Source organism: Luteimonas sp. KH_071, assembly GCF_057838005.1.
In genome coordinates, this window is the sequence record NZ_CM174458.1 from 1,411,946 (window position 1) to 1,433,962 (window position 22,017).

Consider the following 22,017-nt stretch of genomic DNA (forward strand, 5'->3'; position numbering starts at 1 on the left):
TAGTGCAGGCCCGCGCGGGCCGCGCTGCGGCGTTCGGTCGCACCTGCCGGCGGTTTCGCCCGGCGTCACCGAAAAGGCGCGCGCGAGCCGCTAAAATGCGCGCATGTCCGCCCAGCCCGCTCCAGCGTCCGCCGCCTGCCTCTCCCAGCCCGTTCCGCTGCCCGACTTCGGCGCCGCCGCGCGCCGCGGCACGCGCCAGGTCCACGTCGGCGGGATCGCGGTCGGCGGTGATGCGCCGGTCGTCGTGCAGTCGATGACCAATACCGACACTGCCGATATCGCCTCGACCGCCAAGCAGATCGGCGAGCTGTGGCGCGCCGGCTCGGAGCTGGTACGCATCACCGTCAACAATCCGGAGTCCGCCGCCGCGGTGCCGCGGATCGTCGAGCGGCTGGCGATGCAGGGCATCGAGGTGCCGATCATCGGCGACTTCCACTACAACGGGCACCAGTTGCTTGCAGGCGAGCCGGCCTGCGCGGAAGTGCTGGCGAAGTACCGGATCAACCCCGGGAACGTCGGCTTCGGCAAGAAGAAGGACCTGCAGTTCGGCCAGTTGATCGAATTCGCGATGCGCTATGACAAACCGGTGCGCATCGGTGCGAACTGGGGTTCGCTGGACCAGTCGCTCGCCGCGGCGCTGATGGACGAGAACGCCCAGCGCGCCGTGCCCTGGGATGCGGGCCGCGTGCTGCGCGAGGCGCTGATCCGCTCGGCGGTCGACTCGGCAGAACGCGCCGTGGAATTCGGCCTGGGCCGTGATCGCATCGTGCTCAGCGCCAAGGTCAGCGGCGTGCAGGAACTGGTCGCCGTCTACCGCGATCTGGCTGCGCGAAGCGATTTCGCGCTGCATCTGGGCCTCACCGAGGCCGGCATCGGCAGCAAGGGCATGGTCGCGTCCAGCGCCGCCTTGGCGATCCTGATGCAGGAAGGCATCGGCGACACCATCCGCATCTCGCTCACCCCCGAGCCCGGCGCGTCGCGCACCAAGGAAGTGGTCGTCGCCCAGGAACTGCTGCAGACGATGGGCCTGCGCGCGTTCACGCCGATGGTCACCGCGTGCCCGGGCTGCGGCCGCACGACGTCCGAGTTCTTCCAGGAACTGGCCGGCGTGGTCCAGGATCACGTGCGCGACAAGATGCCGGAATGGAAGATCACCCACCCGGGCGCGGAGAACATGACGCTCGCGGTGATGGGCTGCGTCGTCAATGGCCCGGGCGAATCGCGCCACGCCAATATCGGCATCTCGCTGCCCGGCACCGGCGAAGCGCCATCGGCGCCGGTGTTCATCGACGGCGAGAAGGCGATGACCCTGCGCGGCGAGAACATCGCGCACGAGTTTGTCGCATTGGTGGACGACTACGTGCATCGCAACTATGGGCGGGCTGTCGATGCCGGCTGACGGCGGCGACGTCGTCGCCGAGGGCTCACGCGAAACCGGCGGACTGCTGCGCCGGCATGGCTGGAAGTTCCTGCTTTTGTTCGCCGGCGTACTGCTGCCGATGTGGGGCTTCATGGAACTCGCCGACGAGGTGCACGAGGCCGAGGCGATCCCGTTCGACGAGCCGATCCTGTTGTTCGCGCAGGAGGCGGCGCGCGAAGGCTTTACGCGCGCGTTCCTGTTTTTCTCCGAAATCGGTTACGCCAAAGGCGTCGTGCCGGTCGACATTGGGCTGGTGCTGGTGCTGCTCGCCCTCAAGCGCTGGCGCGACGCATTGTTCGTCGCGGTCGCGACGGGCGGCTCGGCGCTGCTGAACCTCGCCACGAAGCAACTGTTCGCCCGCGATCGGCCGAGTCTGTGGGACTCGATCGCGCCCGAGGCGACCTACAGTTTCCCCAGCGGCCACGCGATGGGATCGATGACCCTGGCCGCGGTGCTGGTCCTGCTGGCCTGGCCCACCCGCGCCCGTTGGTGGGTGATCGCGGCGATGGCGATCTTCGTGCCGATGGTCGGCCTGTCGCGGGTGTATCTGGGCGTGCATTACCCGTCCGACATCCTGGCCGGCTGGGCCGCAGCCTCGGCTTGGGTCGTGGGGGTGTATCTGGTGATGTATCACCGGCCGAAGTTCGGGCGGTGCACGTAACGCCTTCTGTAGGAGCGCGCTTGCGCGCGATGGGCGGTGGCGATATCGCCCGACCATGATCTCGGGACGAGTAGAGCGGAGCGGAACCCATCTGACCGGGATGCGCGGCGCCGAAGGCTCAGGGCAGCTTCTTCAGACTCCGCGCTGCCCTCACCCCACCCATTGCTTCGCAATCGGTCCCCCCCTCTCCCAGAGGGAGAGGGACGTACGCGTCTCCTGCCGCAGGCAGGAGACAGTAATTAGATGGGTAACCGGATGTCGGACAGCTTCCAGGTCAGCCCCTTGCGCGTGAGTACGAACTCGATCGGACGACCACGGTCGTCGCGCACCGTCGCCGTGAAGCGCGACGTGGAGTTGTAACGGTAGTGCGCGTCTTCGAGCGGTGCTTCGCGCGCGGGGTCGGCACGGACCTGGGTCGGCGATGCGCCGCCGGCGAGGCTCCACAACCGTTGGCCGCGCATCAGCGCGCTGAGGCCGACAGGGGTCACCATCATGTCGACGCCAGTGCCGGCTGCGCTGCCGGCCAGTCGAAGCCCGATCGCGCCGAGCAGGTTCGATTGCAGGTCCGACCCTGCCTCGCGCACGATCGCGTCGGCCAGTTGCAGCCGCAGGCTCTCCCGCAATGCGGGGAAATCCACCTGCTTCGACAGCGCCCGCGAATCCTCGTTGCGCACGGCCTCGCGGATCGCGTGGACAGTCAGGTACGGGCCGGCGGCCACATAGCCGAGCAACAGCACGAGAACCGCGAGGGAGAGCCAGCCGAGTCGCTTCATCAAGATCGCATCGAAGGGAATGCCGCGATTGTCGGAGACGACGGCGCAGTGCGTGCTGAACGACGACGGGAAGCCGCCGTCCGTGCCGGCACGATCAGAACTCCAGATCCAGCGAGGCGCACAGGTAGTCGACGAACGGGCCCAGTGCGACGAGATCGGCAGCGATCGTCTGCCGCAGCTTCGGGCCGGTCATCGCGTCATCGTCGAGCGTGCGCCAGAACACCCAGTTGCGGTGCTTGAGATCGTCGATGAACTCGAACTGCGGGTCGAAGCCGCGCGGTGGGCGGACCAGCATCTCACTGGTCTCGAACTCGAACTTTTTCCGCAGTTTCGATGCGTGTGCGGCCGCCTTCCAGCTTTCCGGATTGTCGACGATGAACTGCCGGACTTTCCGCTGGGTGTCGGATTCGGGATGCCACAGGCCGGCGCCGACGAAGCTGCCGCCCGGTTGCAGGTGGACGTAGAAAGAGGGCGCTGCGGTCTCGCGGCGGCGTTCGTGGAACAGGCGCGCACCCTGCCAGGTCTTGTACGGTGACTTGTCGTTGGAGAAACGCGCATCACGGTGGATCCGGAACAGCGAGCCACCGACCGTGCGCGTATCGGCGCGGAAATGCGGACTGACCGCGGCGACGTCCGGCTGCAGATCGCCGATCAGGCGCAGGAAGGGCTGGCGCACATGCGCTTCGTACTCCTTGCGATGCTCTTCGAACCAGGGCTTCTCGTTGTGGCGCGCGAGCGCGCGCAGGAACTTGAAGCTCTTGTCGCTGAAGTACGTGGTCATGCGGATGTGCTGGGCAGCGTGGGGGACGGACCGAGGCGCTTCTGCAGGTTCTTGCCCCAATCGGTGAGGGCGTCGAGTAGCGGCAGACGCGTTGTGTCATCGGGATTTTCAGCCCGCAGGGCGTCGATCTGCGTGAAGTAGGTGGCGAAATCCTGTTCGGCCTGCGTCGTGCCCGGCGCCAGGCGCGCGCGCCGGTAGTCGTTCCAGCGCAGCTGTTCGTCGGGGTTGAGCGTGTCCGGCCAGTTGCGTGCGCGATAGCGCAGCAGCAGGGCGTCTAGGCGCGGATCCTCGAAGCCGAAATCGCGCGCGCCCAGCAGCGTCGGCGGCGTCGCGCGGACCTGGGCCATGCGGCGCTTGTCGCCGTCGCCGGCGAAGCCGTCGTACAGCGCGCCATCGGGATCGGACGGCGCGAACTCGCGTTCGACCGCGAACACCTGGCGCATCTTTTCGGCCAGCGCCGGACCCGCGGCGCGCAGCCTGGCGGCACGCCGTTCGATATCGACCGGGTCGATCGACAGCCGCTCGAAATCCGCCTCGCGCAGATGGCTCCAGGCCACCAGCGCCGGGCAGCGGTTGCTGTGCACTTCCTTGAGCGGAATGCGCGCGACGCCTTCAGGCAGATCTTCGCGGCGCACGAACACGCGCGCCGCGATGGTTTCGGCATCGAGGTCGAGCAGCCAGTCCGGATCGCCATCGAGATCGAACACGATCACGCGGCTGTCGATGCGAGGGTGGCGCGCGATCGGAAGCACGGGCGCCGCGCACAGGCGCGCGGCCGGATAGCGTTGCGAGACATGCAGCACCGGCGTCATCGCGATGGTGTCGAGCATCGACGCCGCGTGGCGCTTGTCGCGAAGCTTCAACGCGTAGTCCCACAAGCGCGGCTGCGCGCTGCGGAACAGGCGCGCCAGACCGATCAGCGCGCGCACGTCCGACAGCGCCTCGTGCGCATCACCGGTGCGCACATGGTTGGCAGTCGCCAGATGTTCGAGCTTGAACGAGGTCGCGCCGTCCTCGCGCGTCGGCCAGACCAGGCCTTCCGGACGCAGTGCATGCCACAGCCGCATGACGTCGAGCAGATCCCAGCGCGAATTGCCGCTGCGCCATTCGCGCTCGTAGGGATCGTGGAAATTCCGGTACAGGCCGAAACGCACGAACTCGTCGTCGAAGCGCAACGAGTTGTAGCCCAGGGTGCAGGTCTTCGGCCGGGCCATTTCCTCGTGGATGCGCGCGAACGCGTCGGCCTCGGGCATGCCGATGGAGAGCGCATGCTGCGGGGTGATGCCGGTGATCAGCGTCGCGATGGGCGAGGGCAGCAGGTCGTCGGCGGGGCGGACGAAGAAGTCGATCGGATCATCGATCTCGTTGAGTTCGGCATCGGTACGGATCGCAGCGAACTGGGCGATGCGCGTGCGGCGCGGATCGGCGCCGAAGGTTTCGAGATCGTAGAAGAGAAAACTGTCGTTCATAAGCGGTGCTGTCGGCGCGTCGTTGCGGCAAGCCGTTGCGACGGCATCATTCCGGTCGGGCGCGGCAGCCTCGTCGAGGCGCGATCGTAGAAGAGAAAACTGTCGTTCACGCCGGCACATCCTCCAGCGGCGTCAGCAGGCAGAGGACTTCGGCGTCGATCGCATCCCAGTCCAGCGTCGACAGCGAGGCATGGCCCGCCGTTGCGCGTTCGAGGATGCCGCGCTGAATGTCTGTGCGCGTCATCGCCAGCGAGTACGGAATCCGCATGAAGGTCACCATCGCGTAGTGCGGCACGAAGCGGCCGGGATGGCGGTCCTGCAGTGCGAGTTCCAGTTCGCGCTGCAGCAGGTAGTCGGCATCGTCGACGCGGTCGCGCATCTCCAGATAGTTGTCGAGCGCCATGCGCTGGATCGCGGCGGCATCGGGTTTGCGCTCGGCCTCGAAGGCGGCGAACGCGGCTGCGAGATCGTCGTGCGCATCGAGGTGACGGGCCAGCGCCACGCAGTCCTCGAACGCGCAGTTCATGCCCTGACCGTGGAACGGCACCATCGCGTGCGCGGCGTCGCCCAGCAGCACCGCGCGGCCATCGAGATGCCAGCGATCGAGGTAAAGCGTCCCCAGCTGGCCGACCGGGTTGTCGCGCCAGTCGCGGTCGAACGCCGGAATCAGTGCCAGCGCGGACGGGAAGTCGCGTTCGAAGAACGCGCGTGCGGCGTCGACTTCGATCAGCTGGTCGAAGGCCGGCCCACCGTCCGCGGCAGCGCGGTGGGGCAGGAACAGAGTGACGGTGAACGTCTTCTCGTCGTTGGGCAGCGCGATGCACATGTAGTGGCCGCGCGGCCAGATGTGCAGCGCGTTCGGCTCGATGCGGAAACCGCCATCGGCACGTGGCGGAATCTCGAGCTCCTTGTAGCCGTGGTCGAGAAACTCGCTGCGCTGCCCGAGGTCGCGCACGCGATGCATCGCCGCGCGCAGCGCAGACCCTGCGCCGTCGGCCCCGACCAGCGCCTCGAAGGCCACTTCACAGGTGCTGTCGTCGCGCGGGTCACGGAACACCGCGCGGCGCGAGTCGAAATTCACCGCGTCCAGTCCGGCACCGAAATGCAGACGTGCGCCGGCGGCTTCGGCCAGATCCAGCAGCACGATGTTCAGGTCGCCCCGGTGCACGGACCAGATGACTTCGTCGTCGTCGCGGCCGTAGCGCTGCAGCACCGGCTCGGTGTCGCCCACGTGGACCATGCGGCCGCGCATCATGATCGCGTGGTGCATCACTGCGTCGTCGGCATCGGCGGCGCGCAGCGCGTGCCGGCCGCGTTCGGCCAGCGCCAGATTGATCGAACGCCCACCGCCATAGCCCTGCACGCGTGGATCGCCACGTTTTTCGTACAGATCTACGTCCCAGCCGCGTCGCCGCAGCAGGATGCCGAGCAGGGCGCCGGCCAGGCCCGCGCCGATGATCGTCAGCTGGCGTACCGGCGCTGTCACGCGTCGCGCCACCGGGCGACGGTCCGCACGAAGCGCAGGACGTCGGCGTGGGTGTTGTAGAGCGGCGCGGGCGAGATCCGGATCACGTCCGGTTCGCGCCAGTCGCCGAGCACGCCGTTGGCGGCCAGGTCCTCGAACAGCGCGCGGCCCTGCTCGCGCCCACCGCGCACACGCAACGACAGCTGGGCGCCGCGACGTGCGCGATCGGCCGGGGTGACGATGTCGAGCACGTCGTCGAGCTGACTGCGGATCAGCGTCTCGAGGTAGCCGGTCAAGATTTCCGACTTTGCGCGCAGCGCCGGCATGCCGGCCTCGGTGAACAGGTCCAGCGACGCGCGCAGCGGTGCGAGACCCAGGATCGGCGGGTTGCTCAGCTGCCAGCCGTCTGCGCCGGGCGTGGGCTGGAAGTCGGGACCCATCTGGAAGCGTGTGGTCTGGTCGTGTCCCCACCAGCCGGCGAAGCGCGGCCGGTCGGTGGTCGCATGCCGCGCGTGCACGAAGGCGCCGGCCACCGCGCCCGGGCCGCTGTTGAGGTACTTGTAATGGCACCACACCGCGAAGTCGGCATTGCTGTCGTGCAGCTGCAGCGGCAGGTTGCCGACCGCATGCGCGAGATCGAAGCCGACGACAGCGCCCGCCGCGTGGCCGAGCCGGGTGATCTCCGCGAGGTCGAAGGCCTCACCGGTGCGGTACTGCACCCCCGGCCACAGCACCAGCGCGAGGCGGTGGCCGTGCTGCTCAATGGCAGCGGCAATCGCGTCCATGCCGAACAGGCCGTCCGCGCCGGGCTGCACTTCGATCAGGTCGGTGGCCGGGTCGAAACCGTGGAAGCGCACCTGCGACTCAAGCGCGTAGCGGTCCGACGGGAACGCGCCGGCTTCCATCAGGATCGCCGGGCGCTCCGCGGTCGGGCGGTAGAAGCCGACCATCAGGAAGTGCAGGTTCGCGGTCAGCGAATTCATCGCGATCACTTCGTCCGGCAACGCACCGACCACCTCGGCCAGCTGCGCGCTGAGCAGGCCGTGATAGGTCATCCACTGCGAATTGCCGCGGAAATGCCCTTCGACCGCCTCCATTGCCCACTTGTCGAGGACGTCCTCGACCTGCGCGCGCGCACCGCGCGGCTGCAGGCCCAGCGAATTGCCGACGAAATAGGCCTGCTCGACATCACCGAAGCGCGGCATGTGGAACTGCGCGCGAAAGCGCTGCAGCGGATCGGTGGCATCGGCGGAGGCGGCGTAGTCGTCGGAGAACAGGGTGTGCAGATCGGTCATGGACTGGATTCGGTCGGAAGTCGCGCCGGCGCGCGACGCATGCGAAGGGAAGGGGATGCGGCGATCACGCGAAGCGGCCGGGCGACAGGCCCAGCCATTCGAGCGCGGTGCCGTGATACAGGCGCGCCCGGGCGACATCATCGAGCGGTATTTCCTCGATACCGGCGCCGGGCACCTGTTCGCCGAGCGGGAACGGGTAGTCGGTGCCGAGCATCACGCGGTCCGCGCCGCAGGTATCGACCAGATACTGCAGCGCGCGCGGATCGGCCACCCAGGAATCGAAGTACAGCTGCTTGAGATAGCCGCGCGGGTTGTGTGGATTGTCGGTCGCGACGAGGTCGGGCCGCATGTTGAAGCCGTGTTCGATGCGGCCGATCGTGTACGGAAAGCTGCCGCCGCCATGCGCCATGCAGATCTTGAGCTTCGGCAGCCGCTGCAGCACCCCGCCGAAGATCAGGCAGCAGGCCGCGCGCGACTGCTCGGCCGGCATGCCCACCAGCCACGGCAGCCAGTACTTGGGCATCGATTCACTGCCCATCATGTCCCAGGGGTGCACGAGGATTGCCGCGCCCAGATCGGCCGCCGCCTCGAAGAACGGGAACAGCTCGGGTGCATCGAGGTTCCAGTCGCCGATGTGGCTGCCGATCTGCACGCCCTGCAGGCCGAGCTGATCGACGCAACGCTCGAGTTCCTGGATCGCCAGCCGCGGCGACTGCATCGGCACCGTGCCGATGCCGGCGTAGTGGCGCGGATGCGCGGTGACGGTCGCGGCCATGTGGTCGTTGAGCGCCTGGTGCAGTTCCAGCGCATGCGCAGGCTTCGCCCAGTAGCTGAACATCACCGGCACCGTGCTGATCACCTGCACCTGTACGCCGAAGCGCGCGTAGTCGTCGATGCGCTCGCGCGCGTCCCAGGTCTTGGACCAGATCTCGCGAAAGAAGCGGCCATCCTTGTAGATCCGGTGGCGGCCGTCGGCGGTGTGGTGAATCACCGGAAACCGCGCATCGCCGTACTTCGATGCCAGATCCGGCCAGTCGCGCGGCAGATAGTGAGCGTGGATATCGATCTTCAGCATGGCCGTCATCCTAGACGACCGGCCTCCGGCGATCACGCCGCAGGCGCACAGCAGGTTCAGGGCGTCGTGGCGCCGGCGGCGCGACGTTCCGCGCGCAATTGCTCCATGGTCGGCGGCTTGGCTCGTACCGGCGCTCCCATCGAGGCCGCCATTTGAGCAACGTTTGCCTGCGCTTCGGCCAGTGACGGCACGCCCATGCGTGCGCGCTCGGCATCGTCGACCGCGCCATCGGCGACCGGATACAGAAACAGGCCGTCGTCACTGCCGTGAAACTGGGTGCCGTACCACTGCGGTTGCAGGTGCGTGGTCATGATGCGGTCCCAGGATGCGGCGATCAGCCAGCGGTAACTGATTTCGTCAGGTGCCAGCGTGGATGCCAGCGTCGAGAGCGCGTGCGCGATGCGGATGTCTTCCAGATTTGCGCCGTGCTGGAACACCATCGCCGCGTGATGGTGGTCAGCTGCCGTGCGCATCGCACCCTCACGCATCAGTGCGAGCACGCGCGCGCGCCGTGCAGCGTCCTCGCGGAATACGACGGACCAGTCGATGTTCGCCGCGTCCGCACGTGCCTGCTGGTCGTCGCGGTACAGCGCCGCGAGTTCAGGGTTGTCGGCGCCCTGCGCCTGCAGCGGCGCGATCGCAGCGAGCAGGCAGGAGAGCAACAGAATCAGCAGAGGCGTCCGCATGGTGGTCTCCATTCCCTGGATGCGCGGGTCTCAGGTGATATCGGCCAGCGTGTCCGGGTCGGGATCGTAGCGGGCGGGGCGCGGGTTGAGATGGCCGCAGGCCTTGCATGTGCGGTGCTCGATCGACCCGTAGAACCGGTCGAACACCGGCGGGAAATCCTGCTCGATGTCGTGCAGGTGGAAGTACTGCTCGAACAGCACGTGGTTGCAGCGCTCGCAGAACCACAACAGACCGTCCTGCTCGTGCGGCAGACGCCTGCGCTCGATGACCAGACCGATCGAATCGGGCCCGCGCTGCGGCGAATGCGGCACCTTCGGCGGCAGCAGGAAGGTCTCGCCGGCGCGGATCGGAATGTCGCGGACGCGGCCGTCTTCCTGGATACGCAGCACCATCTCGCCTTCGAGCTGGTGGAACCATTCCGGGCCTTCCTCGTAGTGATAGTCGGTGCGGGCGTTCGGACCGCCCACCACCATGACGATGAAGTCGCCGTCGTAGATGCACTTGTTGCCCACCGGTGGTTTCAGCAGATGCCGGTGCTCGTCGATCCAGGCCTGGAAGTTCAGCGGTCCGGGGATCATCGGTTCACTCCTTCGGCGCAGCGACGCATTTGAGTTCGATCGCGATCGGCGTGGGCAATGCATTGATGCCCAGCGTCGTGCGACAGGGCGCGGTGGCGGGATCGGGGAAGTACTCGGCCCAGACCGCGTTGTAGGCGGCGAAATCGCCGGCCATGTCGGTGAGATACACGGTCACGTCGACCAGATCCTCCCAGCGGGCGCCGCTGGCTTCGAGCACCGCGCGCACGTTGGCCAACACCGCATGCGTCTGCGCGGCGATGTCGTGGCCGACCACGCGGCCGTCGGCATCCAGCACGTTGCCGGGCACGGAATCCGTGGCCGGATCGCGCGGGCCGATGCCCGACAGGAACAACAGCCCGCCGGCGCGGCGCGCATGCGGGTAACGGCCGACCGGCCGTGGTGCCGCATCGGCCTGGACGGCCTCAGCCATCGCGCCGGCCCTGGGCGGCGACCCGGGCGATGTCGGCGATGGCCGCCTCGTAGGCCGGCCCGATCTCGTCATGCGACGCCACGTCCATGCCGAGCTCGCGCACGCGGCCGTCGCCGAGCGCGTAGACCCAACCGTGCACGGCAAGCTTCTGCCCGCGCGCCCAGGCGTCGCGGACGACGGTGGTCTGGCAGATGTTGAGTGCCTGCTCGACGGCGTTGAGCTCGCACAACCGCGCATGGCGCAGGCCGGTGTCCTCGACCGCAGCCAGCAGCGCCGCGTGCTTGTGATTGACGTCGGCCACGTGGCGCAGCCAGTTGTCGACCAGTCCCACGCGCGCGCCGGTCATCGCCGCGTGCACGCCGCCGCAGCCGTAGTGGCCGACCAGCAGCACGTGTTCGACCTTGAGCACGTCGACCGCGAACTGGATCACCGACAGCGCATTGAGGTCACCGTGCGAGAGCACGTTGGCCACGTTGCGGTGCACGAAGACCTGGCCCGGATCGAGCCCGAGGATCTGGTTGGCCGGCACCCGCGAATCCGAGCAGCCGATCCACAGGTACTTCGGGGTCTGCTGGTTCTCGAGGCGGTGAAAGTAATCCGGGTCCTCGCGCACAGCGCGTTCGGCCCAGTCGCGGTTGTTCTGCAGCAGGATGTCGAGTTCGCCCATGCGGTGATTATCCCAGAGACAGGCCGACGTTTTTCGGCTCGGTGAAAAAACGCATTGCGTCCATGCCGCCTTCGCGGCCGAGGCCGGACGCGCCGGTGCCGCCGAACGGCGTGCGGAGGTCGCGCAGCAGCCAGGTATTGATCCAGACCATGCCCACGTGCAGGGCGGCGGCGAGGCGATGCGCGCGGGTCAGGTCGCGCGTCCACACGACGGCCGACAGACCGTAGTCGCCGGCGTTCGCCAGCGCGAGTGCGTCCGCGTCGTCGTCGAAGGGCTGCAGCGTGATCACCGGCCCGAAGATCTCCTCGCGGTTGGTTGCGCAGTCCGGGCCGAGGCCGTCGATGACCGTCGGCGCGATGAACCAGCCCGGCCGTTCCAGCGCATGGCCGCCGCACAAGACGTTGCCACCCTCGTCTCGCGCGCGCGTGATCGCGGCGAGCACCTTGTCGAACTGCGCCTGCGAGACCAGTGGACCCATGCGTGCATCCGGATCCATCGGATCGCCGACCTGCAGCGCGAGGACCTCGGCGACGAAGCGGTCGCGGAACGATGCGTAGATGCTGCGCTCGACGAGCATCCGCGAGCCGCACAGGCAGATCTGGCCGGCGTTCTGGAAGGCCGAGCGCACCAGCGTGGCGAGCTGCGATTCCCAGTCGCTGTCGGCGAAAACCAGTGTCGCGTTCTTGCCGCCGAGTTCGAGTGATGCCTTCTTCAGCTGCGCGCCGGTGCGGGCGCCGATGCGACGGCCCACCGCGGTGCTGCCGGTGAACGACACCGCACGCACGCGCGGATCGTCGATCAGCGCATCGCCCACATCAGCGCCGGTGCCGTGTACGACATTGAGCACACCCGGCGGCAGGCCGATCTCGCCCGACAGCGTCGCAAGCAGCGACGCGGTGGCCGGGGTGATCTCCGACGGCTTGGCGACGACGGTGTTGCCGGCCGCGAGCGCGGGCGCGATCTTCCAGGTGAACAGATACAGCGGCAGGTTCCATGGTGAGATTGCGGCGACCACGCCCAGCGGCGCGCGTAGCGTGTAATTGAGCCCGGCTTCGCCGTGGTGCGATTCGCTGGCGAACTGCGTCGCCGCGTGGGCGAAGAAGCGCAGGTTGGCGACCGCGCGCGGGATCTCGGCATCGCGGGCCAGTGCGAAGGGCTTGCCGCCATCGCGGGCTTCGGCGTGGGCGAAGTCGTCGATGCGGGCTTCGAGCGCCGCGGCGAGCTTCTCCAACCAGGCCGCGCGTGCGCTGTTCGGCAGGGCTGCCCAGGCAGGCGCCGCGCGGGCAGCGGCCGTGATCGCGGCTTCGATGTCGGCGGCGTCGCCGGCAGCGACTTCCGCATAGACGGCACCCGTAGCGGGCTCGTGCACCGGCAGCCAGTGGTCCCGGCCGGGTGCACGCGCAGCGCCATCGATCCAGTGCGTCAGCCGTTGCATGTCGCCAGCTTACCCGAGGCGTCAAGCAGGCTCAGGTCTGACAGCCCTTGCACCAGTACAGCCGTCTGCCGGCCAGTCGTGTCTCGACGATGCGGCCGTCTCCGCGCGGGCAGGGATCGCCCTTGCGTTCGAAGACCTTGAATCCGAACTGCGCGCGGGTCGTGGCGAGGTAGTCCTTGCCGGGCGGCAGTGCATCGTCGTGTTTGGCGCGATACGCGCGGCGTGGCACGTCCAGAAGCGCGTTCGCGAGCCTGCGACGCTCCCCGGTCGTGAGTTCCTGCAGCAACCGGTGCGGCGCGAGTCTCGCCTGGAACAGTACTTCCGAACGCAGGTAATTGCCCATGCCGGCGGCGAAACCCTGGTCGAGCAGCAGCATCGCCAGCGTGCGGCGTGCGAAGCGCGGGGTACGCATGTGCGCGAGCAGAACTTTGGCATCCACCGCAGGGTCGAGCACGTCAGGTCCGAGCTTGGCGAGATACGGCTGCTCGTCGAGCGCGTCGGTGCGCCACAGCGAGATCGAGGGCGCCGCGTACAGCGCCGCGACGCCGCGCACGGTCGCCAGGACCAGCCGCGGCGGCGCGCCGTCGGGCAGGGCCTCGGCGTCTTCGACGAAGCGCCAGAAACCGAACAGATGGCTGTGCGTGTACAGCGTCCAGCCGTCTTCGACCGCGGTGAGCAACGCCTTTCCGCGCGCTTCGACCGCGAGCACGCGCTGGCCTTCGAGCAGGGCGCGCCGGCGCTGCAGGGCAGGATCGATGAAGCGCACATGCGTCAGCGTCTCGTCGACGAGCAAGGTCGACAGGCGATCGGCGAGTGCGTGGGTTTCGGGGCCTTCGGGCATCGCGGCATCGAAGCAATGCGCGTGTCGCGGCGTCGTGACAATGGCGGAGTGGCGCGCTCGCGCTTCAGACGGACTGAAACGACGGCGATGAGCGCACGCCGATCAGATCGATGCCATCCGTCCGCCATCGACCGGCAGACTGACGCCGGTGACGTAGGCCGCTGCCGGCGAACACAAGAACGCGATGACGCCTGCGGTCTCGGACGGCTCTGCGAAGCGTCCTGCAGGCACGCTCGCGCGCATCGAGGCCAGCACCGCATCCTCGTCCTGCCCGGTGCGGCGGACGCGGTCGGCGACTACCTGGTCGATCCGACCGGTGCGGGTGTAGCCCGGCAATACGTTGTTGACGGTGATGCCGTCGGGTGCGAGTTCGCGCGACAGCGTCTTGGCCCAGCTGGCGACCGCGCCGCGCACCGTGTTGGACACGCCCAGGCCGGCAATGGGTTCGCGCACCGAGGTCGAGACCACGTTGACGATGCGGCCCCATTTCGCGGCGCGCATCGCGGGCAGCACGGCCTGCACCAGCACCTGTCCGCCGAGCAGATGGCGGCGGAACGCGGCTTCGAACGCATCCAGCGGCGCTTCGTGCGCGGTGCCGCCTGCCGGACCGCCGGTGTTGTTGACCAGGATCTGCACCGGATCCGCGGCCACGAGGGCACCGATCGCCTCGCGCAAGCCGTCCGTGTCGTCCATATCGACGGCCAGGACGTGATGCGTCTGGCCCTGCGCCCTGGGCAGTGCATCGACCACCGACTGCAGTGCATCCGCGCGGCGCGCAAGCACGGTCACGCTGGCGCCCAATTGGGCCAGTTCGAGTGCGGTGGCACGGCCGATGCCTTCGGAGGCGCCGCAGACGAGGGCGTGACGCCCGGTGAGATCGAGGTCCATACGGGGCTCCGGAAGCGGAATCAGGATTCGATCGCGCGCATCATCGCGGCGATCTCGCGTGCGTTCGTGTCGCCCGCAGACAGCGCCTCGGCGACCGCGCTGCGGTTGGCCGCCGGGTGGTTCTGGCTGAGCTTGTGCGTGATCTCGACCGCATCGACATGGAAGCGGAAGCCGACGATGCCGCGCAGTTGCCGACGCTGGCGATCGTCCTCGGAATCGAAGCGCCAGTCGCCACCGACGCGGGCCTCGAAGACATCGCTGGTGCGTGCGACCAGATCGACCAAGGCGGCTTCATCGTCGAAGCGCTCGAGCCGACCGCGCAGATGCGCGCTCGCATGGTTCCAGGTCGGCACGCGCGCGGCTGCTTCTTTATCCGGATACCAGCCCGGGGACACGTAGGCGTGCGGGCCGTGAACGATCATCAGCGCAGGACAGTCGTGCGACGCCTGTGGATTCGGTCGCGCCCAATGGCCTTCGATGCGCACCGTATCGCCGTCGCGCCGGTAAAGCACCGGCAACTGGCTGGCGAGCGGCGCGCCGTCTGCACCTGTGGTCACCAGGGTGGCGAAGGCATCGCGCGCGAACAACGCGTCCAGGGCCTGCAGATCATCGGCGGCGAAGGCGCGGGGCGTGTACATCGTCGCCTGCCTGGTTTCAGGCGCGCTTGCCGAGCGACTGCACCATGCGGTCGCGCAGTTGGGCGTCGTCGTCGGCCTGCGGCGGCGCGATTTCGTCGATCGCGAAACCGCGATCGAGTGCGTCCTCGGGATCGAGGCCGTCCCATTCGACGAATTCGGCATCGAGCAGCATGCCGCGCGCGGTGTCCTCGCTGTCGTAGACGAGCGTGTTGCCGTCGCTGTCGAGCACTTCGGCGACGCCGGCGTCGAGCACGCGCAGGCGCGCCCAGATCACGGTGCGACCGATGGACGCGAGCCACCACTGGTCTTGGGTCATGAGGCGGAACTCCGGTTCAGGGGGCGATCGACCACAGCCACAACACGGCCGAAGCGGCCAGCGCGCCGAGGATCACCATCAGGGAAATACGGGCCGGCGTCGCCAGGCCTGTGAACTGCCGGTCGGGCACTTCGTAGTACCCGCCGCCGAGCAGCCAGCGCAACGCAGCCGGCTGCACGAACGCGTTCTCGCCGAAGCGGCCGCGCACCTCGGGATGGCGGTCGCGCAGATGCACCAGCGACAACGGCCAGAAGATCACGAACGCGGTGAATCCGCCGATCGCGACGCCGAAGAAACACAGGGCGAGAAAGAGGGTCATTCGAACGACGGGATTGGACGGGAGCGGACATACGTCCGTTGAACACCGGGGTTCGCGGTTCGCGAGTACACGTCTCGCCCGCGTACGCGGCAAACGTGCGAGGTGCCCGACGAGCTGGTTTTACGAATCCCCATTTCCGTCTCCCGAATCCTCAGTACTCCGCCTGCCCCGGCGCACGCGGATACGGAATCGCGTCGCGGATGTTGGACAGGCCGCAGATGTAGACGATCAGACGTTCGAAGCCCAGACCGAAGCCGGCGTGCGGCACCGTGCCGTACTTGCGGAAATCGCGGTACCAGCTGTAATGCTCGCGATCGAGGCCGAACTGCTCCATGCGCGCGTCGAGCACGTCGAGACGCTCTTCGCGCTGCGCGCCGCCGATGATCTCGCCGATGCCCGGTGCCAGCACATCCATCGCCGCGACGGTCTTGCCGTCGTCGTTGAGGCGCATGTAGAACGCCTTGATGTGCTCGGGATAGTTGGTCACCACGACCGGGCGGCCGACGTGCTGCTCGGTCAGCCAGCGCTCGTGCTCGGTCTGCAGGTCAAGGCCCCATTCGACCGGGAACTCGAACTTGTGCCCGGACTTGCGCAGCAGCTCGACCGCATCGGTGTACTCGATCCGCTCGAACGGCGCATTGACGAAGGCTTCCAGACGCGTGATCGCGTCCTTCTGCACGCGCTCGGCAATGAACGCCATGTCGTCGGCGCGCTCGTCGAGCACCGCGCGGAACAGGTACTTCAGGAATTCCTCGGAGATGCGCGCGTTCTCGGCGAGATCGGCGAATGCGATTTCCGGCTCGATCATCCAGAACTCGGCCAGGTGGCGCGTGGTGTGGCTGTTTTCGGCGCGGAAGGTCGGGCCGAAGGTGTAGACCTTGCTCATCGCCAGACAGTAGGCCTCGACGTTGAGCTGGCCCGACACCGTCAGAAACGCTTCCTTGCCGAAGAAATCGCGGCTGAAGTCGACCTTGCCCTCGCGCATTGGCAGGTTCGCCAGATCCAGCGTCGAGATGCGGAACATCTGGCCCGCGCCTTCGGCGTCGGACGTGGTCACGATCGGCGTATTGATCCAGTAGTAGCCGTTCTCGTGGAAATAGCGGTGCGCCGCCTGCGCCAGGCAGTGGCGGATGCGCGTGACCGCGCCGAACAGGTTGGTGCGCGGGCGCAGGTGCGCGACCTCGCGCAGGAATTCCAGCGAATGCGCCTTGGGCTGGATCGGATAGGTTTCCGGATCCTCGACCCAGCCGACGACTTCCAGCGACGCCGCCTGGATCTCGAAGCTCTGGCCCTGGCCCTGCGACTTCACCAGCGTGCCGGTGGCGATGACCGAGCAGCCCGCGGTCAGGCGCTTGATTTCCGACTCGTAGTTGCCCAGCGCGTCCGGCGCGACGACCTGGATCGGCGCGAAGCACGAACCGTCGCTGACATTGACGAAGCTCAACCCCGCCTTGGAGTCACGGCGGGTGCGGACCCAGCCACGGACGGTGACTTCGCCGCCTTCTGGAATGTGCCCGGCAAGGGCCTGTTGGACGCTGATCGTGGTCATGCCTTGAATCCTGGAAATCCGGTCCGATAACACGCGGCAGCACAGTCTACCGGAGCCGGACTGCGCGCCGGCGGCTCCGTCCGCCAGCGGGCGTTCGGGTCCACGGGAGTACACTCGTCACCATGTCCATCGCACTTGCCCCCGCCGCCCTCGAACGTGCCCGCCGCTTCCTGGCGGCCAGTCCCGGCGCGCTCGGTCTGCGCTTCGGCGTCACCAAGACCGGTTGTTCGGGCTGGGGTTACGTCGTCGACATCGCCCGCGAAGAACAGCCGGGCGATGCGGTCAGCGAATACGAAGGCGTGCGCATCTACGTCGACGCGCAGAGCCAGCCGATCGTCGATGGCACCGAGATCGATTTCGCGCAGAAGGGCCTGAACCAGGAGTTCGTGTTCCGCAATCCGAACGCCGCGGCGGCGTGCGGGTGTGGCGAGAGTTTCACGACGGATCCGACGAAGTAACCGGGTGCCGCTGAGGCGGTACGCGCATCTGCTGTTTCCCTTGGAATAGAAACGGGCTGCCCGCGAAGCGGCGGCGGGGTAGGTGATGCTCGCATTCGTTTCGGACATGCGTGTAGGCGTCCGGCCGAACGTGTGGCGCGGTTGGTCCGCTTCTACCTGTTGCCCTCACCCCAACCCCTCTCCCTGAGGGAGAGGGGCTCGGATCTCTGCGGCGTATCGGACGCGACGTTCGCGGCGTCATTGTTCGGGTGCGGCATCCGATGCGCGCGCTGCGATGCGTGGCGGGAGACTGGCGCAGTGCACTCGTCGAGCAAGCGAAGCTTCATGAGCCTCTCTCCCTCCGGGAGAGGGGTTGGGGTGAGGGCTGACGATCGCACCGATACAGAATCGCGCGAATCGAAATCCTCAGAAAACCCCTGACCCTATCGCTTCCGCCGGAACTCGCTCCGGAGCACGAACACCGTCGCCAGCAACCCGAGCAACGCCATGCCGAACCACGTCAGCGCATAGCTGAGGTGGTTGTTGCGGAACTGCACCATCGTCAGGCCGGGCACGGGCCAGTTGCCGGTGTCGATGCGGTCCTGGGCGTCGATGAAGAACGGGGCGACCGCGCCATCGACATCACGCGCGGCGGAAAACTCCGCAGGTGCGCGCGTGTACCAGCGGTCTTCCTCCGGCACATTGGCCCGCAGGAATACACCGTGCTGCTCGGGCAGGCGGAGCAGGCCGGTGATGCTGACCGTTTCCGACTCGTCATGCCGTGCGCGGCTCTCACGCGCGCGATGCGCGTTGTCGACGTAGCCGCGGTTGATCCAGACCGTGCCGTCGCCGGTCACCAGCGGCGTCATGATCCAGTAGCCCGGACCCCGTTCGGTTGTCGCATACACGGCGACCTCCTGCGTGTGCAGCAGGCGCCCGGTGGCGGTGACGCGGCGATATTCGTCCTCGGCGGGATCGAGCGCCGACAGGAACGATGACGCCGGCAACTCGGCCGGCGTCGCGTGCACGCGTGCATCGACGCGTGCGATCAGGTCGCGCTTCCACTGCAGGCGTTCCACCTGCCACGCACCGAGGGCAATGAAGCCCACGGTGGCGGCGATCAGGAACACCAGCAACGCCCAGCGGATGACCGGGCGTGCGGTGGCGCGGGGGGCCTCGCTCACGACAGGTCTTGCGTCAGGGCGCGACGCGCATCTGTTCGGGCGACATCGGCATCATGTTGGCCTCGAGGTGGTGCATGACCCACAGCGAACCCACCAGCGCGATGACGATGATGATGCCGGTGAACAGCAGCGACATCAGGATCCAGCCGCCTTCCGATTTCCGGTTCATGTGCAGGAAGTACACCATGTGCACGACGATCTGCACGGCGCCGAAGAACATGATCAGCGCGACCGTCCAGACGCGGCTTTCCAGCACCTCGCCCATGACCAGCCAGAACGGGATCACGGTGAGGATGACCGACAGGACGAAGCCGATCACGTAGTCGCGCATGCTGCCGTGGCCGTGCGCGTCGTGCGCAGACTCGTGGGCGGGGTGGTGCGCGGAGTGGTTGGTCTCGGTGCTCATCCCACGACTCCCATCAGATACACATACGAGAACACGCCGATCCAGATCACGTCGAGGAAGTGCCAGAACATCGACAGGCACATCAGGCGGCGGTTGTTGGCGGCATTGAGGCCGTGCTTCTTCAGCTGCACGACCAGCGTCACCAGCCAGATCAGGCCGAAGGTCACGTGCAGGCCATGCGTGCCGACCAGGGTGAAGAACGACGACAGGAACGCGCTGCGCTGCGGCGTTGCACCCAGATGGGCCAGGTGATGGAACTCGTAGAGTTCGATGCACAGGAATGCCAGGCCGAACAGACCTGTGACCAGCAGCCACAGGATGGTGCCGCGCACGTTGTTCTTGTACGAGTTCAGCATCGCGAACCCGTAGGTGATCGACGAGAACAGCAGCATGAACGTCGCGACCAGAATCAGCTTCAGGTCGAACAGGTCGGCCGGCGACGGGCCGGCCGCGTAGTTGCGGCCAAGCACGGCGTGGACGGCGAACAGGATCGCGAAGATGAGGCAGTCGCTCATCAGGTACATCCAGAAACCGAGGTTGGTGCCGGTTTCGGGATGGTGCTCGTGCCCGTCGTCGTGGGCGTGCGGGTCCTCGATCACGTGGTAGACGCGTTCGGTGGTCCCACTCTCGGTTTGAATCGTGTGTGCCATGTTCAGAGTGCCTGCTGTGCGAGCGCGCGGGTGCGCGCATCCTCGGTCGCCGTGACTTCCTCGGCCGGGATGTAGAACTCGCGGTCGTAGTTGAAGGTGTGCCAGATCGCCGCGACGATCAGACCCACGAACGACACGCCGGCCAGCCACCAGATGTGCCACACCAGGCCGAAGGCCAGGACCACGCTGATCGCCGACAGCACCACGCCTGCGCCCGTGTTCTTGGGCATGTGGATCGGCACGAAGCCGCTCGTCGGGCGCTGGTAGCCGTGCTTCTTCATGTCATTCCACGCATCGATCTCGTGGATGACCGGGGTGAACGCGAAGTTGTAGCTCGGCGGCGGCGAGGAGGTCGCCCATTCCAGCGTGCGGCCGTTCCAGGGATCGCCCGTGGTGTCGGCCAGCTTCTTGCGGTTCTTCACCGCGACCGCGATCGACATCAGGAAGGCCAGGATGCCCGCGCCCACCAGCGCCGCGCCGACCGCCGCAACGATGAAGAACAGCGACAGCGAGGTGTCCTCGAACTGGCTCAGACGGCGGGTGATGCCCATCAGACCCATGATGTAGAGCGGGGTGAACGCGAGCCAGAAACCGACCAGCCAGCACCAGAACGAGACCTTGCCCCAGAACTCGTCGAGCTTGAAGCCGAAGGCCTTCGGGAACCAGTACACCATGCCGGCGAACAGGCCGAAGACCACGCCGCCGATGATGACGTTATGGAAGTGCGCGACCAGGAACAGGCTGTTGTGCAGCACGAAATCCGCCGGCGGCACCGCCAGCAGCACGCCGGTCATGCCACCGATGACGAAGGTGAACATGAAACCGACCGTCCACAGCATCGGCACGTCGAAGCGGATGCGGCCCTTGTACATCGTGAAGAGCCAATTGAAGATCTTCGCGCCCGTCGGGATCGAGATGATCATCGTCGTGATGCCGAAGAACGCGTTGACGCTCGCGCCCGAGCCCATGGTGAAGAAGTGGTGCAGCCACACCAGGTACGACAGGATCGTGATCACCGCAGTCGCATAGACCATCGACGTGTAGCCGAACAGACGCTTGCCGCAGTACGTCGCGACGACCTCGGAGAAGATGCCGAAGGCCGGCAGGATCAGGATATAGACTTCCGGGTGACCCCAGATCCAGATCAGGTTCACGTACATCATCGGATTGCCGCCGAGATCGTTCGTGAAGAAATTCGTGCCCACGTAACGGTCCATCGTCAGCAGCGCCAGCGTCGCCGTGAGGATCGGGAACGAGGCGACGATCAGGATGTTGGTGCAGAGCGAGGTCCAGGTGAAGATCGGCATGCGCATGAGCTTCATGCCCGGCGCGCGCATCTTGACGATGGTCACGATCAGGTTGATGCCCGACAACGTGGTGCCGACGCCCGCCACCTGTAGACCCCACAGGTAGTAGTCCATGCCCGTGCCCGGACTGTAATCGGCGCCCGACAGCGGCGGATACGCCAGCCAACCGGTACGCGCGAACTCGCCGACGAACAGCGAGATCATGATCAGCACCGCGCCCGCGGTGGTCATCCAGAAGCTGAAGTTGTTGAGGAACGGGAACGAGACGTCACGCGCGCCGATCTGCAGCGGCACCACGTAGTTCATCAGGCCCGTCACCAGCGGCATGGCCACGAAGAAGATCATGATCACGCCGTGCGCGGTGAAGATCTGATCGTAGTGGTGCGGTGGCAGGAAGCCCTCGCTGCCGCTCGCCGCCATCGCCTGGTGCGCGCGCATCAGCACCGCGTCGGAGAAGCCGCGCAGCAGCATCACGATTGCGAGTATGCAATACATGATGCCGATCTTCTTGTGGTCGATGCTGGTGAACCATTCCTTCCACAGGTACCCCCAGAGGCGGTACTTGGTCAGCAGGAAGAGCAGGGCGATACCGCCCAGCACGACGCCGACGAAGGTGACGCCGACGACGGGGTCATGGAGAAACGGCAGTGCATCGAGCGAGAGTCGCCCGATCCACGGTGAGTTGATCTGGTCCTGGGGTGCGGACATGGGGTTCCTGCCTGGTACTTGATTACGTTTGTGCGGTG

Annotated in this window: 24 protein-coding genes; 3 read left to right on the forward strand and 21 right to left on the reverse strand. The window is 67.0% G+C overall.

The annotated features are described in order from the left end of the window. The first annotated feature begins 103 nt into the window (after window positions 1-103). Together ispG and AC3IRM_RS06645 are read left to right on the forward strand one after the other, a co-directional pair. Window positions 104-1,399, forward strand: coding sequence for a flavodoxin-dependent (E)-4-hydroxy-3-methylbut-2-enyl-diphosphate synthase (ispG, locus tag AC3IRM_RS06640; RefSeq protein WP_489205424.1), 1,296 nt, complete (start codon window positions 104-106; stop codon window positions 1,397-1,399). Then, the gene (locus AC3IRM_RS06645) at window positions 1,389-2,081 is read left to right on the forward strand and encodes a phosphatase PAP2 family protein (RefSeq protein ID WP_489205425.1); all 693 of its coding nucleotides are present in this window, start codon (window positions 1,389-1,391) and stop codon (window positions 2,079-2,081) included. The genes ispG and AC3IRM_RS06645 overlap by 11 nt, the downstream gene beginning before the upstream one ends. 239 nt (window positions 2,082-2,320) lie before the next feature. On the opposite strand, the gene AC3IRM_RS06650 is transcribed toward AC3IRM_RS06645, so the two are convergent. The 17 genes from AC3IRM_RS06650 to asnS all read right to left on the reverse strand — a co-directional run bounded on the left by AC3IRM_RS06650 (window position 2,321) and on the right by asnS (window position 17,287). Then, window positions 2,321-2,854, reverse strand: coding sequence for a DUF2939 domain-containing protein (locus AC3IRM_RS06650; protein WP_489205426.1), 534 nt, complete (start codon window positions 2,852-2,854; stop codon window positions 2,321-2,323). A 94-nt stretch (window positions 2,855-2,948) separates the two neighbouring features. After that, entirely contained in the window at window positions 2,949-3,635 is a 687-nt protein-coding gene (locus AC3IRM_RS06655; RefSeq protein WP_489205427.1) for a DUF2461 domain-containing protein, read from the reverse strand. Further along, window positions 3,632-5,104: an exodeoxyribonuclease I gene (sbcB, locus tag AC3IRM_RS06660; RefSeq protein WP_489205861.1), complete on the reverse strand. Its 1,473-nt coding sequence runs from the start codon at window positions 5,102-5,104 to the stop codon at window positions 3,632-3,634. Before sbcB ends, AC3IRM_RS06655 begins: the two co-directional genes overlap by 4 nt. Before the next feature lie 106 nt (window positions 5,105-5,210). Next, window positions 5,211-6,590, reverse strand: a complete 1,380-nt coding sequence (locus AC3IRM_RS06665) for an FAD-dependent oxidoreductase (protein WP_489205428.1) — start codon at window positions 6,588-6,590, stop codon at window positions 5,211-5,213. Then, window positions 6,587-7,864, reverse strand: coding sequence for a kynureninase (gene kynU, locus AC3IRM_RS06670; protein WP_489205429.1), 1,278 nt, complete (start codon window positions 7,862-7,864; stop codon window positions 6,587-6,589). Before kynU ends, AC3IRM_RS06665 begins: the two co-directional genes overlap by 4 nt. A 64-nt stretch (window positions 7,865-7,928) precedes the next feature. Next, entirely contained in the window at window positions 7,929-8,939 is a 1,011-nt protein-coding gene (locus AC3IRM_RS06675) for an amidohydrolase family protein (protein WP_489205430.1), read from the reverse strand. A gap of 56 nt (window positions 8,940-8,995) precedes the next feature. Next, window positions 8,996-9,625: a hypothetical protein gene (locus AC3IRM_RS06680; protein ID WP_489205431.1), complete on the reverse strand. Its 630-nt coding sequence runs from the start codon at window positions 9,623-9,625 to the stop codon at window positions 8,996-8,998. Window positions 9,626-9,655: 30 nt separating this feature from the next. Further along, window positions 9,656-10,204 carry a 3-hydroxyanthranilate 3,4-dioxygenase gene (locus AC3IRM_RS06685; protein WP_489205432.1) on the reverse strand — a complete coding sequence of 183 codons (549 nt, stop codon included), beginning with the start codon at window positions 10,202-10,204 and terminating at the stop codon, window positions 9,656-9,658. Between the two features lie 4 nt (window positions 10,205-10,208). Further along, window positions 10,209-10,634: a RidA family protein gene (locus AC3IRM_RS06690; RefSeq protein WP_489205433.1), complete on the reverse strand. Its 426-nt coding sequence runs from the start codon at window positions 10,632-10,634 to the stop codon at window positions 10,209-10,211. Then, window positions 10,627-11,301 (reverse strand): carbonate dehydratase, encoded by a 675-nt coding sequence (can, locus tag AC3IRM_RS06695; protein ID WP_489205434.1) that lies wholly within the window; start codon window positions 11,299-11,301, stop codon window positions 10,627-10,629. The genes AC3IRM_RS06690 and can overlap by 8 nt, the downstream gene beginning before the upstream one ends. A 7-nt stretch (window positions 11,302-11,308) precedes the next feature. Further along, entirely contained in the window at window positions 11,309-12,736 is a 1,428-nt protein-coding gene (locus AC3IRM_RS06700; RefSeq protein ID WP_489205435.1) for an aldehyde dehydrogenase family protein, read from the reverse strand. A 31-nt stretch (window positions 12,737-12,767) separates the two neighbouring features. Then, window positions 12,768-13,577: a DNA-formamidopyrimidine glycosylase family protein gene (locus tag AC3IRM_RS06705; protein WP_489205436.1), complete on the reverse strand. Its 810-nt coding sequence runs from the start codon at window positions 13,575-13,577 to the stop codon at window positions 12,768-12,770. A 102-nt stretch (window positions 13,578-13,679) separates the two neighbouring features. After that, complete coding sequence (locus AC3IRM_RS06710) at window positions 13,680-14,465, reverse strand: SDR family oxidoreductase (protein ID WP_489205437.1); 786 nt, start codon at window positions 14,463-14,465, stop codon at window positions 13,680-13,682. A gap of 20 nt (window positions 14,466-14,485) precedes the next feature. Beyond that, window positions 14,486-15,103: an FMN-binding negative transcriptional regulator gene (locus AC3IRM_RS06715; RefSeq protein ID WP_489205438.1), complete on the reverse strand. Its 618-nt coding sequence runs from the start codon at window positions 15,101-15,103 to the stop codon at window positions 14,486-14,488. 16 nt (window positions 15,104-15,119) lie between these two features. Beyond that, entirely contained in the window at window positions 15,120-15,419 is a 300-nt protein-coding gene (locus tag AC3IRM_RS06720) for a hypothetical protein (RefSeq protein ID WP_489205439.1), read from the reverse strand. 16 nt (window positions 15,420-15,435) lie between these two features. Then, on the reverse strand, window positions 15,436-15,738 hold the full coding sequence (locus tag AC3IRM_RS06725) for a hypothetical protein (RefSeq protein ID WP_489205440.1): 303 nt from the start codon (window positions 15,736-15,738) through the stop codon (window positions 15,436-15,438). A 151-nt stretch (window positions 15,739-15,889) separates the two neighbouring features. Further along, window positions 15,890-17,287 carry an asparagine--tRNA ligase gene (asnS, locus tag AC3IRM_RS06730; RefSeq protein WP_489205441.1) on the reverse strand — a complete coding sequence of 466 codons (1,398 nt, stop codon included), beginning with the start codon at window positions 17,285-17,287 and terminating at the stop codon, window positions 15,890-15,892. 122 nt (window positions 17,288-17,409) lie between these two features. On the opposite strand from asnS, the gene AC3IRM_RS06735 reads away from it, so the two are divergent. Then, complete coding sequence (locus tag AC3IRM_RS06735; protein ID WP_489205442.1) at window positions 17,410-17,745, forward strand: HesB/IscA family protein; 336 nt, start codon at window positions 17,410-17,412, stop codon at window positions 17,743-17,745. A gap of 422 nt (window positions 17,746-18,167) precedes the next feature. Here the strand turns inward: AC3IRM_RS06735 and AC3IRM_RS06740 are convergent, their stop codons facing one another. The 4 genes from AC3IRM_RS06740 to cyoB are packed head-to-tail and all read right to left on the reverse strand — an operon-like array spanning window position 18,168 to window position 21,979. Beyond that, window positions 18,168-18,908 (reverse strand): SURF1 family protein, encoded by a 741-nt coding sequence (locus AC3IRM_RS06740; RefSeq protein WP_489205443.1) that lies wholly within the window; start codon window positions 18,906-18,908, stop codon window positions 18,168-18,170. A gap of 13 nt (window positions 18,909-18,921) precedes the next feature. Beyond that, window positions 18,922-19,314, reverse strand: coding sequence for a cytochrome o ubiquinol oxidase subunit IV (gene cyoD, locus AC3IRM_RS06745; protein ID WP_345784582.1), 393 nt, complete (start codon window positions 19,312-19,314; stop codon window positions 18,922-18,924). Beyond that, window positions 19,311-19,964 (reverse strand): cytochrome o ubiquinol oxidase subunit III, encoded by a 654-nt coding sequence (cyoC, locus tag AC3IRM_RS06750; RefSeq protein ID WP_489205444.1) that lies wholly within the window; start codon window positions 19,962-19,964, stop codon window positions 19,311-19,313. The genes cyoD and cyoC overlap by 4 nt, the downstream gene beginning before the upstream one ends. A 2-nt stretch (window positions 19,965-19,966) precedes the next feature. After that, on the reverse strand, window positions 19,967-21,979 hold the full coding sequence (gene cyoB / locus AC3IRM_RS06755) for a cytochrome o ubiquinol oxidase subunit I (protein WP_489205445.1): 2,013 nt from the start codon (window positions 21,977-21,979) through the stop codon (window positions 19,967-19,969). Between the last annotated feature and the right edge of the window lie 38 nt (window positions 21,980-22,017).